Genomic DNA, 17,315 nt, shown 5'->3' with positions numbered 1-17,315 from the left:
TCAAGAGGCTTGCCGTCCCAAGATCCACGGTTCATTTTGAACGCGCAACAAGACGTCAATCCGGTTTGACGCATTGAGCTTCGAGAAAATGGACGAAACGTGATGTTCGATTGTCCGCTTTGAGCGCGACATCTGGTCGGCTATTTCCTGATTATCGGCGCCGTCCACGATCATTGCGAGGATTTCTTGCTCTTTTTTCGTGAGCCCCAGCGGGTGAGAGCGGGCTGCGTGATAAGGGCCGCGTTGGGTCTTGAAGTGTTTGGCGTCAAAGCCGGCGGCAAGCGCGGCGGCCCGAATTTTCGCCATCAGCGGCGCCGCCTGTATTTGCCGTGATAGCGCGTATCCGGATTTTAAACTTTCTTCCGACTTTTCTTCGCTCAATAGCGCGGCGGCGAGATAATTTGATCCCAGACTCATGAAAAGCTGAGCGGCCTTTGTCGCATCGCCTTCAAAGTAAGTTGCGTATGGCGGCGGTAATTTTTTTTCCTGCGGCAGTGCAACGTTATGCCCGCATTTTGCGCTCCAAAACAGGAACTCTCCGTACACCCATTCGCTGACAGTTTGGGCAAGGTCCGGCGCCATGGCGTGAATATGCGTCGCGGCGATATCATGCCGGTTGTTAAGCCAGGCCTGTTCGATGCAGGCGATTCGAAGGGGCGCTATATACTGTATTTCATCTGTCTGAAGCGCGCGCTCCAGCGCTTCATCGAGCGAGCTTTGCGCATTGTCGTCCCCGATGCGAAGCTGGGCTTTCGCGAGAACGATTTGCGCTGGCAGACGCATCAACAGGGTTTGATCCTGGCGCGAAAGAACGCTTTTGGCGATTGCGATCGCTTCATCAAATCGCCCTTCCTCAAGGCGCAATTGAGCGAGTCGCCCGACAAGATAAAATGTCCATGAATCCAGATCGTGCTTTGTGTCGAAAGCAATACCTTCGCTTAAGACGCGTTCGGCAAGATCAAACTCTCTGAACTCAACAGCATATTCTGCCAGATTTGTATAAACGCGTGCGGCGTCTTCATGGAGATCATGAGCCTTGGCTAAGGAAAGACTCTTTTCAAGGTCGCCGAGTCCGCCCCGGTCGCCGCGGAATATTTTGGCGGTTCCGATATTGTTGAGGGCGTGAGCCTGGATGTCAGGGCCGTCGATCTTGCCGGCTGCTTTTAGCGCCTTTTTTCCCCATAAAATTGCATCGTCCATTCGTCCATTAAGCATGTGAATCTGCGAGCGCAGGCTAAAGGCCAGCGCCTTTTCACGCGATGGCGACTCGTTTTCGAGTATGCGCACAGCTTCGTCTGCGTAACGGTTCGCTTGTACAGCCTCGCCTTGATACCATAACAGCCGGGAAAGCCAGCGCAGATTATCGCCGACTTTCTCCGTACGCCCCAACGCACGCCAAAGGGTTATCGCATGGCGGCGCGCTTCAATGACATCCTCATCAATACGAAGGGAAAGACCGGCTTCATAGGCCCATTTTTCATACAACAAGGCGGCTTGTTCTGGCTCCGCATCATCAACGAATTTCAGCGCCGTCGCCAGATGCGCCGCCGCTTCGCGATGGGATCCGGCTGTCGCCGCCTGCTCTGCGGCGGATGGGGCGTATTTCAAGACAGCCTTGGCGTCGCCTGCGCCTTCAGCATGATGTACGATCTGTGAAGCAAATCTTATCGCGGACCCTTTTGTAAGTTGCGCCAGTAAGGCCGCGTGAAGTCTGCGTAACTTTCCTGAGGAGAGACGGGAAAGGGTCGCCAATCTTGCAAGCTCATGGCGAAAACGCAGGGCGCCGTCTGCGTCGAATTTCAAGATATTCCGGCCGACGCACGCCATGGCCAGCATTTCTGCATCCGGCATGCAGCGTGCGATTATTTCCATGTCGATTGCGCCTGGAATAATGCTCACGAATTCCACGAATTCGCGTTCGGCTTCCGTAAGGCGGTTTAGTCGAGCGTTTACAGTTTCCTTGATGGAAATAGGGACGCTGCGCATGTCTTCGGATGGGAACGCCAGTAGTTCCGAAAGAAAAAAAGGGTTTCCACCTGTTACTTTCATCAGATGGTTGGTGTCATAGACCGCGGATGTGTTGAGTGTTTCAACTGCCGACCGCGAAAGCGGTGAGATTTTGATGCGCGTGATCTGACGTGACTGCAGGTCGCCAAAGACTGCTTGAACAGGATGCGTATGGTCGACCTCATCATCCCGAAAGGAGGCGATCAAAACCGTATTCAATACAGGTATGCGCCGGGCGATATATTTGACGAAATCCAATGTGGCGAAGTCGGCCCAATGAATATCTTCGATGACGAGAACACGCGGAACTGGTTCGCTGAGTTCTGACAGCAGTGCGGGAAAAAGCGCTGTGGAGTTGGCGCCGTTTTCCGCGAGAGCGCGGGTTTTCTCACAAAGAGCGATGGAAATATCGTAAATAGGCCCCAGGGTTTGGGGTGTGTACAAAGCATCGCACATTCCCCAACAGATTTTTGCTTCGCTGTGTTGATCGGCGAAAGCGCGCAAGAGAGAGGTTTTTCCGACGCCAGCCTCGCCGGAGACGAGGACGACGGAGCCGCGCCCGGTTTTTGCTTGGTCAAGACAATGATTCAGCGTGGTGAGCTCATTGTCGCGCTCGAGCAGCATAATAATGAGGCGCCTTATTCGGTCGGAGCAATGTTACTGGGCGCAGACCTTACCAAGGTGAATTGACGAGGCAAGATTTTTAAAGATGTGGCTATGGCTGACTGAAAAATAGGAAGAGCAGCGCCAAATCTGGGTGCGCGCCGTCATCGCAATCGCTTGGACGAGAACAGACCGTATTGGTGATAATCACGGTGGAATGGTGAACTGTATGTAAGCTCAAGCGCAATCAACGAACGTGAAAGCTTTCAGCTCAAAGCGCCTGGCTGTGGCGTTTATCCTGTCATCGGCGTCGAGGCTGATGGGCGCAAGACTAAAGAGTGTAAGATAGACACTGCATCGCTGGTCGATCTTATCTTGCAAAGCGATTTCCGTGCGCTCGCAACCTGGGTTTGCTGCCGAAAAGAAATCAATCACAACGAAAGGCGTTCAGTGAGGGCGAAACAATCTATGGTGGAAGCGGCGAGGACGGCGCCGTCATCATCTGCTATTGGCGCGACCTAAAGCAGACAGCGTGATCCTCGCAGAAGATACATGGCCCCGTGATGGTGAAGGCGGTGGGGTTCTTTAATGGGTCGCTGAACATAGCGAGACATGATGGGGGGCGTGGCAACGCCTTAAAAATGAAATCGTTCTTACCGAACTGGCGCCGCGCGCCCTGCCGGCGCTATTTTCAATAGCGCTGATCTGCCAAAGTGAGCTAGCAAAGCTAGCGCATATCAAATCGCAACCCTGCAAAATATTGAAAAATATAGAAAATTTGTAATTCCATCTACGTTCACACCGTAGGGATCACTAGTTCCATCCCAGTCGCGCCCACCATCACTTGCCTAGCGGCGCATTGCTTCGCAATCGCCTCCGCCGGGGTGGCCGGGCCGCTGTCGCGGCCTTGAGATGATCGGTTCGAACTTTCGTCAGTCGCACTCGCCATGTTTCCAAACAGGCCTAGCCGCCTCATGCGCAAACGCTTTGATTCCGCCGCCGCCTTATCGCTATCCTCCTTAGAATAAACTTTCCGAACTCATGCGGCCGCGATGTGTCAGACGGGTCAGCCAGCGTTACAGTTAATTGTTTATTGACCAATTCAACGGCAACTTAGACCTTGGATAACTATGTTGCGTTGCAGCATTATTCCCGGTGCTAGCACTTGTTGTAATTTTGTAACGCTTCTTGGCCGAGCGCAGTTGCGCGCCACTCTATCGCTAGACGGCGCGACATGTGTGAGAGAAAAAAGATGCAACACCCGGTGAAGAGTATCACCCGGGAATAACGCCCCAACAGGGAGGGGCAAAATCAGGGGTTATAGAATGAAGCTCGATTCCACCATGAAAGTTTTCGCATCGCGCCTGCTGACGGGCGCGGCTCTCGGCGCCATCGCCGCGGGAAGCGCGGCGGCGCAATCCGATGAAATCGTCGTCACCGCCACCAAACGTCCGCAAACGCTTCAGGAAGTGCCGATCGCGGTCACCGTGGTCGGTGAGGAAGTCATTGAAAAAGCGCAGGTTCAAGATCTGCTGGATCTGCAGTTTTCAGTGCCGTCTCTGCGCATTTCCCAGCTTCAGAACTCGTCGCAGACGAACTTCATCATCCGCGGCTTCGGCAACGGCGCGAACAACCCGGGCATCGAACCGGCGGTCGGCGTCTTTATCGACGGCGTCTACCGCTCGCGTTCGGCGGCGGCGCTTCTCGATTTGCCGGTGCTTGAACGTGTCGAGATCCTGCGCGGCCCGCAGTCGACCCTGTTCGGCAAGAACACCTCCGCGGGCGCGATTTCCATCACGACCAAGCTGCCTCAGTTCGAACTCGGCGGCAGCGTCGAAGCTTCCTATGGCAATTTCGATCAGATCCTGTTCGCCGGCACGCTGACCGGTCCGTTGACCGATACGCTGGCTTTCCGCGTTTCAGGCAGCATCAACCAGCGCGAAGGTTACTACACCAACGTGGTGACGGACTCCGACACCAATGAGCGCGGCCGCTGGTCAACCCGCGCCGAGCTTCTCTGGGAGCCGAGCGACGTTCTCTCGTTCCGCCTCATTGGCGATTACAACAAAATCGATGAAGAGTGCTGCGGCGCCATTCAAATCCAAAATGGTCCGGCAACTCAGGCGATTGGCGCCCCCGCGCCCTTCGGTCTGGGCGAGACCATCGATGTCGCCGGCGATGACGAATATGAAGTCGCCTTCAACACGGCCCCCTCTAACGAGCTGACCGGCAAGGGCCTCTCCTTGCAGGGCGACTGGGATCTTGGCGGCGCGCAATTCACGTCGATCACGGCCTATCGCGAACAGTCGGATAATACCGAGACGGACGCCGACTTCAGCGCCGCGGACATCATCACCAACCCGCAGGAGCGCAAATACGAGACCTTCACCCAGGAGATCCGTCTTTCTTCCACGGGTGAGAATACGGTCGACTGGCTTGTGGGCGCTTTTTACTTCGATGAAGACGTTACGTTCTCGCGTGATGTCATCAGCGGCACGGACACCCGAGCCTATTTCGACGGCGTGCTCGCCGGCGGCGGCATTTCCGGTCTCGAAGCGGCGCTGATGCTGCCGGCCGGCACCTTCTTCCAGCCGGGCGGCGGGTATTTCGGCGAGTATACGATGGATAACAAGTCGTACTCCGTGTACGGCCAGGCCGACATCCATATCACGGACCGTCTGACACTCTCGGGCGGCGTTTCCTGGATCAAGGATAAGAAGGACTACACGCTGAACGACGTCAACAACGAGCCGTTCTACAATGTAGACCTCGTCCAGGTCGGTTTCGGCGGCGCGTTTGCGAACATCACCATGCTGCCGCCGACGCCGGCGAACATCGCCGCGCTCGCCGGGTCGCCGCTGCCGCTCGGGGCGCTGGCGCCGGGAATCGTCATCAACCCGGCCACCGGCATGCCGTTCGGTCCGGGCGACGTTTCGACAATCGGAACCGTCGCCGGCGCGATCGGCGCGACGCCTTGCGATCCGGGCAACCCGGCGCTTCTCTGCAACTCGGCGCTCGCGCTCGGCGCGCTGCAGTTCCTTCCTGTTCCGGTCAATGTGCCTAATCCCGCCGATCCGCTTGATGACGGCAGGCTCAGCGATGACCAAATCACTTATACGGCGCGCATCGCCTATGATGTGACCGACAGCGTCAACGCCTATTTCTCCTATTCGACGGGCTGGAAGGCCGGCGCGGTGAACCTGTCGTCCGATTCGATGCCGCCCAATCCGGTGACCGGCTTTGGCCGCGAAGCGGGCCCTGAAGACGTTGAACTCTTCGAGTTCGGCATCAAGACCCGTTTCGACCGCGGCTATTTCAACGTCGCCCTGTTCGACCAGACCATTGAAGGCTTCCAGTCGAACCTCTTTGTCGGCGACGGCTTCGTGCTCGCAAACGCCGACGAACAGTCGGTCCGCGGCTTCGAGGTCGAAGCGGCCTACGCGCCGTGGGATGCGCTCGCGCTCACCGCCGGCGTCACCTATCTCGATCCGGAATACGACTCCTTCCCGGGCGCGCCTTGCGTCTCCTTCGAAGGCATTTCGGTTCCCGAGTGTGACGCAGGCGCCGACTTCTTCGATGCGTCGGGCTTCACGCCGGCCGGTATTTCCGAATGGAGCGTTTCCACCTCTGCGACCTACACCCATGATATGGGCAACGGTAATGAAGGCTTCATCCGCGCCGAGTATCTGTTCGAGAGCGACACGCAAGTCGTCGACAACGTCTCCGCGGCGGTTGCGAGCCGCGAAGTCAACGTGCTCAACCTTTCCGCCGGCGTCGATTGGGAAAACGGCTTCACTGTCATGGCTTGGGCCCGCAACCTCACCGACGACCGCTATTACCTGAGCGCCTTCCCGACGGTCATCCAGCCGGGCAGCTTCTCGGGCTATCTGTCGCCGCCGCGCACATTCGGCGTGACGGTGCGCAAATCCTTCTAAACCGGGCGCGCCAAGAGGGGCTAATAAAAGAGGGGACTTCGAAGAGGGCGGCTTTCGGGCCGCCCTTTTTCTTTCGGACTTTTCCTGGCTGGAATTTTCTAAAATTGCGCCGGCTTCCTTGACCGCCTTTCAACCGATCGGCCCCATTCTGGAGGGCGGCGCCAAGGAAAGAGAAATAGGGGGAGAGACCTATGGCCTTTGCGAAAAAACAGGAGCCCCCGAGGATCAGCGCCGACCGGCTGGCGAGCCTTGCCGGCGGGCGCGCCGCCATGGCGGCCGAGGCGGCCGCGCCGGCTGAGTCTGCGCCGCGGTTCCGGGGCGAGATCCAGCCGGATCTATCGCGCATCCGTCCGCGCGGCGCCGCCATCGAAACCCCCGAGGAGCGCAAAAGGCGCCTCGCCGCGAAGACGGTCAATTTCACCATGACTTTCATCGCGCGGATCGCGATCATGGCCGCAGTCGGCTATCTCCTCTATGAGGGCTGGCAGGGCACGGGCGCGATTCACCGCGGCTACGCTTTCGGGATGTTCGCCATGTTCGCCGATTTCGGCCGGGTCATCCTGAAGGCCATGGAGCCCGGCACCAAGTAATCCCGCGCCGAAGCTCGCCGCCGCCATCTTTTCGCCGCAAAGCGCGCTCTCGTGATCGTTCGTGAGCGGCCAATACCCTTGTAAGGCCGCAGGTCAGCCCCATTTCCACCGCAAAGATTAACCCCAATGGCAAGACATCGATTTGTCTGGGGAGAGAGAGCGATGGGTATTCTGGAAGTCCTTTTGATCGGTTTTATCGCCGCGACGTCAGTCCTCGGCGCGACGAGCCTTTTCATCCGCACGCGGTCCTAAAGCGCATTCCGAAAACTGGGAACCGGTTTTCGGACAAAATGCGCGATACCTTAAAAACCTAGAGCATGCTCCCAAGCGGATTTGGGGGCCATGCTCTAACGCCTGCGCAAGCCCGCCATCATAGTCAGCGCCCATCCGGCGAGGAACGAGACGCCGCCGAGCGGCGTGATCATCCCGAACCAGCGCGGGGCGCCGAACGCCATGGCGTAAAGCGAGCCGGAAAACACAGCAGCGCCGATGACGAAGGCCCAGCCGGCGCGGCGAAGCAAATCCCGGTCCGATAACGAAACCGCGAGCGCCGCAACGCCATGCGCGAGGCCGTAAAGCGTCGCCGTCGCCCACCACTCGCCCGCCTCAGGGGAAAGTTTTCCTTCAAGCCCGTGCGCGCCGAAGGCGCCGAGCGCCACGGCGAGAAATCCGCATATGCCGGCGGCGAGGCCAAGTGGGTTCATGAGCGCGGGTTTCCTTTCTCGCTTGTCCTGACGGGTATATTAGACTCGCCGGAAAAGCGGTGAAAATTATCCGCCGATCTCCATCCGGCCTTATGATCGCCCGGCCTTCATCGCCATAATGCACTGAGTGCGCGCCTTGCGCCTTGACCCGGCGGCCCCCATTTGCGAGGTCTTATTGCATGAATCATCTTCTCGCGTCCGCTGAGGGGCGTTGAGCGAGACGGCGCAGTTCCGCGCCACGCGCCAGCAAGGAAGACGCGCCGCAAAAGGCAGCGCATCCGGCATCTGATCGCTTTTGCGGTCTTTATAAATTGATCGCTTTGCGATCTTCATCATTTGATCGCTTTGCGATCGGGCGCGACAAATGACAAGCAAGGAAGGCAAAATCATGAGCACAGCCAAGAAAGGCGACATCGTCGCCATTGAATATGTCGTGCGCACCGGCGACGGGCGCGTCGTCGGCGGCACGGAGCAGCAGGGCCCCCAGACGCTGACCATCGGCCAGTCGGAAATCTTCCCGGAGATCGAAGCCGCGCTCGACGGCATGGAAGAGGGCGAGGAAAAGTCCGTCACGGTTCCTTCCGACAAAGCCTTCGGCCCGCGCCGCGAGGAAATGGTGGTGCAGATCCCGCGCGCGCAACTCCCCGCCGACCAGCCGCCGCAGCCGGGCCTCCAGCTTTCGGCGAAAATGCAGGACGGCTCCACGGTGAACCTCACTATCACCGAAGTGGGCGAGGAAGCGGTCGTCGCCGACGGCAATCACCCGCTCGCCGGCCAGGACCTACATTTCGGCCTCACCTTGGTCGAGATCAAGCAAGCCGCGTAAGACGCGCTTTCCAATCATCCGGCTCATCCGGCTTGTAAAACGGCGTCCGCGAAAACGGGCGCCGTTTTCACTTTCACGCGCATCCGTTCACAGGCTTCCGCCGCCGCGCGCCGTTCGGCGCCGAGCGTAACGAATAGAGAGGCGCGGGGCGTGAAACGTCCATCGCACTTAATTAGCAATCGGGCGCATCACGCCCCGCATTTGCAGCGTTTTTCAGCATCGGCGGGCCCGGCCGTAATGACGACCCCTGACTGTTTTTACGCGCCAGAGTTGAAGCCGCCAGAAAGCCCGAGCTCTGCGACCGGCCAACGCGCGAGGAGTTTCCGTTTCGCAACCCTCGCGCCCTGCGCGCCGCGATCCGGACCAGTGGGAACGGCAGGCCACACCGCCTCTCAATTGTCCGGACTGCCAAGGATTATACGGCAGGAAAAAAGGTGGTGAAAAATTATCCACCCCCTGCGGTTTGGCCTTATACTCGGCCGGCCCCCATCACCCCCACATCGCGTGTGTCACCGTCATCCCGTGTGCTGCGCAGCACGAAGTGGTGCGCTGCTAACACGGGACCGGCCGCAATGAAGCGCAACCGGCTATGTCTATTTCATCGGAGAGAAACGCGACGGCCCGCTTTACGCTGGCGTGACGGCGAACCTCAACGAACGCGCCTTCCAGCACCGGCAGGGCATCGGCTCATCTTTTTGCCGCCGCTATGGCCTGAAGAAACTTCTCTATTACGAATTCTTCGACCGCATCGAAGACGCCATCGCCCATGAAAAGCGCGTGAAGAAATGGCGCCGCGCATGGAAGAACCAGTTGGTCGACGAGATGAACCCCGATTGGCGCGACCTCTACGAAACGCTCAATCAATAATGTGCCGTCATCCCGTGTGCTGCGCAGCACTAAGTGATGCGCTGCTAACACGGGACCGGCCGCCACACACTCCGTCATCCCGGACGCGTTGCAGCACGAAGTGGTGCAGTGCAGATCCGGGACCGGTTGCCTATGAAGTGCGGACGCCGACACCGATCCCGTGTCTGCGCCGCGTCATTGCATGCCGCGCCGCGCACGGGATGACCGGAGAGGAGAGGTTTTTGAGGAGGGTGGGCCTTCGCCCGCCATGGAAAGAAAAAAGCGGCGGGGTAAAACCCGCCCTACGTTTAGATGGCTCTAATTCGCCCTGTGCAATTATAAATCCAAATCGTCGGAAAAAACTGGATGGGCTCTTCCAAGCGGGTTTTGATTTCTGAAAAGAATTGCTTTTCCTCTTCTTCTCCGGACCACCCGACATTTTTATAAACTAACAGATCGAAATTTGGTTTCAGGTTGCGCTTTTTGTATTTCTCAAATTTTTTAGTTGTAACGTCCACAACTGCTTCGATGGCACCCCGGTTTTCTTCGACTATTTTTGAATTTGGTATGGATTCTGACATTTCCACAAAATCTAAGGAAAGGCGCTTTCTCATTTCCTTATCGCGTTGCCGTTTGGGGTTCAGCGCCTCGGTGACTTCAAACCTGTGAATATTCCGGTCAACTTCGATTTCGAAGTCAGGCGGATCATTAGCCAAAAGTCGCACCTTGGATGCTGAAAAATGTTCAGCAACCTCACAAGCGATGTGAGCATCTCTTATAAAAGCTCGATGCATTAACATCATATACTCATACCCAAGCACGTTTTGCGCTTGGGTATATTGGTTTTTAAAATCACTTGGGCTTAGCCACGTTGTCAGCGTGCTAAAGAAATGATCTTCTTCATCCGAGGTAAGCGGTCTGCTCACTGACAAGCCAGACACTCATCGTAATCCGTCTTCGCGGCGGCCTGCATCATCTCGGCCATGCCGATATTTTCCGCGCCGGGTTCCGTCGCCATCTCTCGTGCGGCTTCGGCCGAGGTGACGCGCTTGCCATTGGCGAAGCCGGCGCGCTGGATCGATTTCGAGCGGCAATAGTAAAGCGACTTGCAGCCCTTCTCCCACGCCGTCCAGTGCAGCATGTGAAGGTCCCATTTGTCGATGTCGCCGGGGAGGAACACGTTCACCGACTGGCCCTGGCAGATATAGGGCGTGCGGTCGGCGGCGAGCTCGATCACCCAGCGCTGGTCGAGTTCGAACGCCGTCTTGAAGACGTCCTTTTCTTCCTGCGTCAGGCACTCAAGATGCTGCACCGATCCCTCATGCTCGAGGATCGAGGTCCAGGTCTCGTCATTGTCCTCGCCTTTTTCCTCGAGGAGTTTTTTCAAGGCGACGTTCTTCACCGTGAACGAACCGGACAGCGTCTTGTGGGTGAAGACGTTGGCCGGGATCGGCTCGATGCAAGGCGAGCAGCCGCCGCAGATGATGGAGATCGACGCCGTCGGGGCGATCGCCATTTTGTGGCTGAAGCGCTGTTTCACGCCGCGCTCTTCCGCGTCGGGGCAGGCGCCGCGCTCTTCGGCGAGCGCAACGGACGCCGCATCCGCGCCCATGCGGATATGTTTGAAAAGCCGCGTGTTCCACGACTTCGCCATGGCGCTCTCGAACGGGATGTTCATGGACTGAAGGAAGGAGTGGAAGCCCATGAGGCCGAGCCCAACGGAGCGCTCGCGCATCGCCGAGTATTTCGCCTTCGCCATCGCTTCGGGCGCGCGGTCGATGAAGTCTTGCAGGACGTTGTCGAGGAAGCGCATGACGTCTTCGATGAAGCGCGGCTCGTCTTTCCATTCCCAGTATTTCTCGGCGTTGATCGAGGAGAGGCAGCACACGGCCGTGCGCTCGTTCCCAAGATGGTCCTTGCCGGTGTGCAGCATGATTTCCGAGCACAGGTTCGACGTCGAGACCTTGAGGCCGAGATCGCGCTGGTGCTTCGCCATCTGGCGATTCACCGTGTCGGAGAAGAGGAGATAGGGCTCGCCCGTCGCAAGGCGCACGTCGAGAATCTTCTGCCACAGCTTGCGGGCGTTGACCGTGCGCAGCACTTCGCCGGTCTTCGGCGATTTGAGGCCGAATTCGAGATCGTCGCGCACCGCGATCATGAACTCGTCGGTGACGTTGACGCCGTGATGGAGGTTCAGGGACTTGCGGTTGAAGTCGCCCGAGGGTTTCCTGATCTCGAGGAACTCCTCGATCTCCGGGTGGTGGACGTCGAGATAGCAGGCGGCCGAGCCGCGGCGCAGGGACCCTTGCGAAATCGCCAAGGTCAGCGAATCCATGACGCGGATGAAGGGGATGATCCCCGACGTCGCGCCGGCGTGCTTCACCTTCTCGCCGATGGAGCGGACATTGCCCCAATAGGTGCCGATGCCGCCGCCATTGGAGGCCAGCGCCACATTCTCGTTCCAGGTCGCGACGATGTCGTCGAGCGAATCGCCGACGCCGTTGAGGAAGCAAGAGATCGGCAGGCCGCGATTGGCGCCGCCATTGGAAAGGACCGGCGTCGCCGGCATGAACCAGAGCTTGGAGATATAGTCATAGACCCGCTGGGCGTGGTCGGCGTCGTCGCCATAAGTGCGCGCGACGCGGGCGAACATGTCCTGAAACGACTCGCCGGGGAGGAGATAGCGGTCCTCCATGGTGGTCTTGCCGAAATCGGTGAGGAGCGCGTCGCGGGAGCGGTCGACGATAATATCCCGGACCACCTTGAGGGCCGGTTTTTTGGCTTCCGGCTTGACGTCCGCGTCCTCGCGCGGCGCGACTGCCGGGCTCGTGTTATCCATCTCCTTGGCGGCTTCTGAAAGCGACATTCCTTGCCCCGTCTCTATTACTTTCGCCTTCGAAAAGGCGCGCAAAAACCCTCTGCCCGGATTGCCCGAAAGGGACCGCATCCGGCGCGGCTTTCCGTTTCTGTTGTGAATCGCCAACGCCCCGCGTCGACACAAGATATAGTGATAGAGCCTCGTCCCAACGTCAATATGAAGTTAGAGCGTGGGCAAAAGTTTTTGGTTAAAGAGGTCTTAACATGGCGCAACTTGTGCGCCTAAAGGGTTAATCGCGAGGCTTGTTTTTAAAGGCTTCGCCGCCTCGTTTCGCTCCCGAGCCGCGCAAATTTTGCGCCTCGAATTTTTTTGAAAAAGCGTCGGTCCGCCAGCTTTCCGGCGCCGGGGAAAAGCCCGCATCGACGAATTTCACGGACGAATCCCGGCGCCGCCATTCGGGTTCGGCGGCGTCTGCGGAAAAATCGGTTCCCGAATGATTCGTTTTCCCCGCGCCTGTCCCGGCGCCGCCAAGCCGGGCGGCGAGGATCGCCACGACGTCCTCGACCTGGCGCACCACTTCCGATTCGAGCGGCGCTTCCTGCGCGGTGTAGGCGCTGCGCATGGAATCGAGCGCGTCCTTTCTCGCCTTGCTCATCTCCCGCCGGCCGATCACGCCGGAAAAGAACTCCATGGTGATCCCGGTCAGAAGATAGACGAGGCCGCCATAGACGAGGGCCTGCACCGCCCAGGGGTAGTCCATGATGGCGAGAACGAGCGGCTCCGCCCCCTCCGCCGCCGGTTTGAAGAGTTTCCGGCCGAGGCCGAGCCCGACAATCGTCCCGAGGATAATGGCGACGACGATGTCGGCGAAGGAATAGCCTGAAGCGGAAGGGCAGTAGCGGTGCAGAAACCGCTGATAGGCGTCATCGGCGCTGTCGGCGTTGACGGTGGTGAGAAAGGAAATGTTGCGGAAGAAATAGGCGGCCTCGAGCGCCGTCAGATGCGCCTGGCTCGCGGCGGCGACGCCAGCCGCGCCCGAGGCGGAGGCCACCACCTTGTCGCGATAGGATTTCAGCGCCGCGTTCAGCTTGCGCGCCTCGCGCGCGAGCTCGTCGCCGAAGGCTTCGCTCCGCCGGCGCAGCCGGTCATTGGTGGCGTCGCCCCTTAAAAAGACAAAGGCGATCATCAGGATCGCGGCGGCCGCCCCGACGCCGCCGGCCAGCAGAAACGGCTCGGAGAGAGCAACGGCGTCTTCGGGCGTGGTTCCGCCGAACGCGGTTTCAAGGCCGTTGGCGCGCGCGTAGAGCGCCGACTGGCTGAGCCAGAAGCCAAGCCCCAGCCAGCCGAGGGCGATCAGGAAGCGTACGCCCCAGATGGTGAGGCTCTTCTCGCCGCCAGCGCGATCGTCGCTCACATTTTTAAGGGCGATGGCGTTGCTCTGGAGCATGGCCTCGCGCCCTTCCACATTCGCGGCGGCGCCTGAAAGGCGATAATCGAGAGAAAAGCTGAGATCGTCGGTCGCTTGCCCGTCCGCGGCCTCGCCCGGAAACAGCGCCACGGTCGGGTCCAAAGGCGCGAAGCGGCTGACCGGTGCGGGGGCAGGGTTTTTGGCGGAAAACCGCGCGGCAAAGGGCAGGCGCGAAAAAACGGAGCCCGCGCCCTTCCCGAGGGCGGCGAAAACCGCCGGCGGCTTTCCCTTCACGCTCATATCCTTGAACCCCCTTCCGGCCCTGAAAAATCAGGGCTTTCATCCCACGGGCGTCATCTTACCGGAAAAGCCGGGGAGGGTTAATCCCTGCCGGTCTCGGGCGCTGCATCGGGGTCTTGCACCGGCCGCAGGGGTCCCCCCATAGAAACCTCATGAGCAGCTTTTCCGAGATGATGTCCGGCGCCGCGTTTGACGGCGACGTCCTTTCCCTCACCATCCCGCCGGACTGGATGCAGGGGCGCACCACCTATGGCGGGCTCTCCGCCGCGATCTGTCTTGAAACGGCGCGCCGCGCTTTTCCCGAGGCGCCGCCTTTGCGCTCAGCCATGGTCTCGTTCATCGGCCCGGCCGGCGGCGCCGTCGAAGGCCGCGCGAAAATGCTGCGCCAGGGCAAGTCGGTGACTTTTGTCGAGGCGGAGGTGAGCGGTGAAAAGGGAATCGCCACGCGCTGCGAATTCGCGTTCGGGGAGGCGCGCCCGTCGCAATGGAACAGAACTTTCACGCCAGCGCCCGTGATGCCGCCGCCGGAAGACTGCGGCCCGTTCGGCCCGCCAGACGGCGCCATTCATTTCACCCGTCATTTCGACAGCCGTCTCGCAAAAGGCGGGCGCCCGGTCAGCGGGTCGAAGGAACACGATCATTTCATCTGGGTGCGCCACACCGATGAAGCGGCGGACGGCATTGTCGCGCTCATGGCGCTCGCCGACATGCCGCCGCCGGCGCTGATGCCCATGTTCACGGAATTCGCGCCGATCAGCTCCATGACCTGGATGGTCAACGTGCTCTGCGATAAGCCGAAAACCCGCGACGGCTGGTGGCTGCTCGAATCGCGCGCCGAACATGCAGGCGCCGGCTATTCCAGTCAGGACATGCTCGTCTGGAACCGCGATGGCGAGCTTGTGATTGCAGGGCGTCAGTCCGTGGCGATTTTCTCGTGACGCGGCTTGCCTTGGTTACGATTGTCGTGCGCGATTACGACGAGGCGATCGCCTATTATTGCAGTAAGCTGGGTTTCTCGATGAAGGAAGACGCAAAGCTGTCTTCGGAAAAGCGCTGGGTGGTTGTGTCGCCGGGGGAGGGCGGCGCCGACCTTCTGCTGGCGAAAGCGGCGGATGAAACGCAGCGCGCGGCCGTCGGCAACCAGACCGGCGGCCGCGTGTCCCTCTTTCTCCATACGGATGATTTCCGCCGGGATTACGAACGCTTCAAGAAGGCGGGCGTTGAGTTCCTCGAGGCGCCTCGGGACGAGCCTTACGGACGAGTCGTCGTTTTTCGCGATCTTTACTGCAACAAGTGGGATTTGATTGAGCCGAGCTGAGATTGCATTACAGCCAGTTACAGGCTGAACGAATAAGTAGCCCGCTCATCCCGGCGAAGGCCGGGATCTCATGCAATCAGGAAGTGCGCTTGCTGCCCGAGATCCCGGCCTTCGCCGGGATGAGCGGCCCAAAGCACACGTTGCATTACGCCTCCAGCGCTTCCCGCTTCATTTCCAGCATCAGCCACTCTTCTTCTTTTACGGCGAGTGTTTCTTCTGCGGCGGAAAGGGCTTTGGCGGTTTTGTCGAACAACGCTGCATCGCGCGCGAACAGATTAGGATCGTCGAGCTTGGCCTTCAGCGCGGCGATCTCCGCTTGCAGCTTGTCGATTTCGCCCGGCAGTTTGTCGAGCGCGAACTGCTCCTTGTAGGAGAGTTTGGTTTTCGCAGCCGGTTTCGGTTTTTCCGCCGGCGCCGATGATTTCGGTTTCTGCTTTGCGGTCTTTCCTTCAAGTCCGGGCGCCGACCCTCGCTGCGCCACCATATCGTCATAGCCGCCCGCATAGCGGATCCAGCGTCCCGGTTTTTCGGGGTCGGTGGCGATCACGCTGGTGACGAGATTATCGAGAAATGCCCGGTCGTGGGAAATGAGAAGCAGAGTTCCTTCGTAGGCGGATAATTGCTCTTCGAGCATCTCCAGCGTCTCAAGATCGAGATCGTTGGTGGGCTCGTCGAGCACGAGAAGGTTCGACGGCCTCGCCAGCGCCGCCGCGAGGGCGAGGCGCCCGCGCTCGCCGCCGGACAACGCCTCCACCGGCTGGCGCCATTGTTCGGGGCCGAACAGGAAGTCTTTGAGGTACGTCGCCACATGGCGTTTCTCGCCATTGACCGTCACCCAGTCGCCGGTCCCGTCATTGATGGCGTCCGCCACGCGCATATTGGGTTCAAGGCGCGCGCGCCGCTGATCGAGGGAGACGGTTTCGAGATTGGTCCCGAGCGTGATCTTGCCCTCATCCGGTTGAAGTGCGCCAGTGAGGAGGTTGACCAGCGTCGTCTTGCCCGCGCCATTGGGCCCCACAAGACCGATCCGGTCGCCGCGCGCGATCTCCACGGAAAAATCGTCGACGATCTTCCGGCCGCCAAAGGATTTCGAGACATGCTCGGCGACGATGGCGCGCTTGCCTGAGGCGCCGCCCGCCTGAAGCGTGAAAGTGGGCCCGCCCTGAACGCGCTTCGCTTCGCGGAGCGTCTTGCGCATGTCCTGAAGCTCGCCCACGCGGCGCATATTGCGTTTGCGGCGCGCGGTGACGCCATATCGCATCCAGTGTTCTTCCGCGACGATCTTGCGGCCGAGCTTGTGGAGCGCGGCTTCCTCTTCTTCGAGGAACTTGTCGCGCCAGGCTTCGAAGTCCTTGAAACCGACGCCCGTGCGCCGCGTCTCGCCGCGGTCGATCCACACGGTGTCGTTGGTGACGGTTTCAAGGAAGCGCCGGTCGTGGCTGATCAGCACCAGGGCGGAGGGAAGGCCGCGCAACCGCTCCTCCAGCCAGGCGATGGCCGGCAGGTCGAGATGGTTTGTCGGCTCATCGAGAAACAGAATGTCGGGGGCGGCGGCCAGTACTTGTACAATCGCTGCGCGGCGCAACTCGCCGCCCGAAAGTTTTGTTGGATTGGCGCCGGGATCGAGCCCCAGTTCATGGAGCAGGTTTTCTGCTTCATGGGTCTTGCCGGTTTCGTCGAGGCCGGCTGTCGCGTAATCGCCAATCGTTGCAAAGTCGCTCGCATCCGGCTCCTGCGCAAGATAGCGCACGGTGGCGCCTGGATGGATGAAGCGCTCGCCCGAATCCGCTTCGATTAGCCCGGCGGCGATTTTCATCAAGGTCGACTTGCCAGAGCCATTGCGCCCCACCAGCGCGATGCGCGCGCGCGTCCCCACCTGCAGCGAGGCGTTCTCGAACAGGGCCTCGCCGCCGATCTGCAGGCGGATGTCCGTCAATGACAAAAGCAGCGCGCTCATGGC

The 17,315-nt window shown here is 59.6% G+C and carries 11 protein-coding genes and 1 pseudogene; 6 read left to right on the top strand and 6 right to left on the bottom strand.

Features of this window, described 5'->3' with window-relative positions; translation table 11 throughout:
• A complete protein-coding gene (locus ACQY5P_RS09460) occupies nt 1-2,631 on the bottom strand; it encodes a helix-turn-helix transcriptional regulator (RefSeq protein WP_428410498.1) in 2,631 nt (876 codons plus the stop codon).
• Between the two features lie 1,304 nt (nt 2,632-3,935).
• Between ACQY5P_RS09460 and ACQY5P_RS09455 the strand changes: the two genes are divergently transcribed.
• Both ACQY5P_RS09455 and ACQY5P_RS09450 read left to right on the top strand, forming a co-directional pair.
• A complete protein-coding gene (locus ACQY5P_RS09455; protein ID WP_428410497.1) occupies nt 3,936-6,545 on the top strand; it encodes a TonB-dependent receptor in 2,610 nt (869 codons plus the stop codon).
• 191 nt (nt 6,546-6,736) lie between these two features.
• Nucleotides 6,737-7,135: a hypothetical protein gene (locus ACQY5P_RS09450; protein WP_428410496.1), complete on the top strand. Its 399-nt coding sequence runs from the start codon at nt 6,737-6,739 to the stop codon at nt 7,133-7,135.
• A gap of 347 nt (nt 7,136-7,482) precedes the next feature.
• On the opposite strand, the gene ACQY5P_RS09445 is transcribed toward ACQY5P_RS09450, so the two are convergent.
• Nucleotides 7,483-7,839 (bottom strand): DUF423 domain-containing protein, encoded by a 357-nt coding sequence (locus tag ACQY5P_RS09445; RefSeq protein WP_428410495.1) that lies wholly within the window; start codon nt 7,837-7,839, stop codon nt 7,483-7,485.
• A 388-nt stretch (nt 7,840-8,227) separates the two neighbouring features.
• Here ACQY5P_RS09445 and ACQY5P_RS09440 point away from each other — a divergent pair, with 388 nt between their 5' ends.
• Nucleotides 8,228-8,665 (top strand): FKBP-type peptidyl-prolyl cis-trans isomerase, encoded by a 438-nt coding sequence (locus ACQY5P_RS09440; RefSeq protein WP_428410494.1) that lies wholly within the window; start codon nt 8,228-8,230, stop codon nt 8,663-8,665.
• 597 nt (nt 8,666-9,262) lie between these two features.
• A pseudogene (locus ACQY5P_RS09435) lies at nt 9,263-9,532 on the top strand (GIY-YIG nuclease family protein); the annotation flags it as partial.
• Between the two features lie 287 nt (nt 9,533-9,819).
• Here ACQY5P_RS09435 and ACQY5P_RS09430 read toward each other — a convergent pair.
• The 3 genes from ACQY5P_RS09430 to ACQY5P_RS09420 all read right to left on the bottom strand — a co-directional run bounded on the left by ACQY5P_RS09430 (nt 9,820) and on the right by ACQY5P_RS09420 (nt 14,037).
• Nucleotides 9,820-10,437: a hypothetical protein gene (locus ACQY5P_RS09430; protein ID WP_428410493.1), complete on the bottom strand. Its 618-nt coding sequence runs from the start codon at nt 10,435-10,437 to the stop codon at nt 9,820-9,822.
• On the bottom strand, nt 10,434-12,350 hold the full coding sequence (locus tag ACQY5P_RS09425) for a ribonucleoside-diphosphate reductase subunit alpha (protein ID WP_428410646.1): 1,917 nt from the start codon (nt 12,348-12,350) through the stop codon (nt 10,434-10,436). The genes ACQY5P_RS09430 and ACQY5P_RS09425 overlap by 4 nt, the downstream gene beginning before the upstream one ends.
• A gap of 268 nt (nt 12,351-12,618) precedes the next feature.
• Nucleotides 12,619-14,037, bottom strand: a complete 1,419-nt coding sequence (locus ACQY5P_RS09420) for a hypothetical protein (RefSeq protein WP_428410492.1) — start codon at nt 14,035-14,037, stop codon at nt 12,619-12,621.
• A 152-nt stretch (nt 14,038-14,189) separates the two neighbouring features.
• Here ACQY5P_RS09420 and ACQY5P_RS09415 point away from each other — a divergent pair, with 152 nt between their 5' ends.
• Together ACQY5P_RS09415 and ACQY5P_RS09410 are read left to right on the top strand one after the other, a co-directional pair.
• Nucleotides 14,190-14,975: an acyl-CoA thioesterase gene (locus ACQY5P_RS09415; RefSeq protein ID WP_428410491.1), complete on the top strand. Its 786-nt coding sequence runs from the start codon at nt 14,190-14,192 to the stop codon at nt 14,973-14,975.
• A complete protein-coding gene (locus ACQY5P_RS09410; RefSeq protein ID WP_428410490.1) occupies nt 14,972-15,355 on the top strand; it encodes a VOC family protein in 384 nt (127 codons plus the stop codon). Before ACQY5P_RS09415 ends, ACQY5P_RS09410 begins: the two co-directional genes overlap by 4 nt.
• Before the next feature lie 145 nt (nt 15,356-15,500).
• Here ACQY5P_RS09410 and ACQY5P_RS09405 read toward each other — a convergent pair whose 3' ends face one another.
• Nucleotides 15,501-17,312: an ABC-F family ATP-binding cassette domain-containing protein gene (locus tag ACQY5P_RS09405; protein ID WP_428410489.1), complete on the bottom strand. Its 1,812-nt coding sequence runs from the start codon at nt 17,310-17,312 to the stop codon at nt 15,501-15,503.
• Nucleotides 17,313-17,315 lie beyond the last annotated feature (3 nt).

The organism is Hyphococcus sp. (assembly GCF_965267305.1).
GTDB lineage: Bacteria > Pseudomonadota > Alphaproteobacteria > Caulobacterales > Parvularculaceae > Hyphococcus.
Note: the sequence above shows the minus strand (reverse complement) of the source record. Positions and strands in the feature narration are given on the sequence as shown.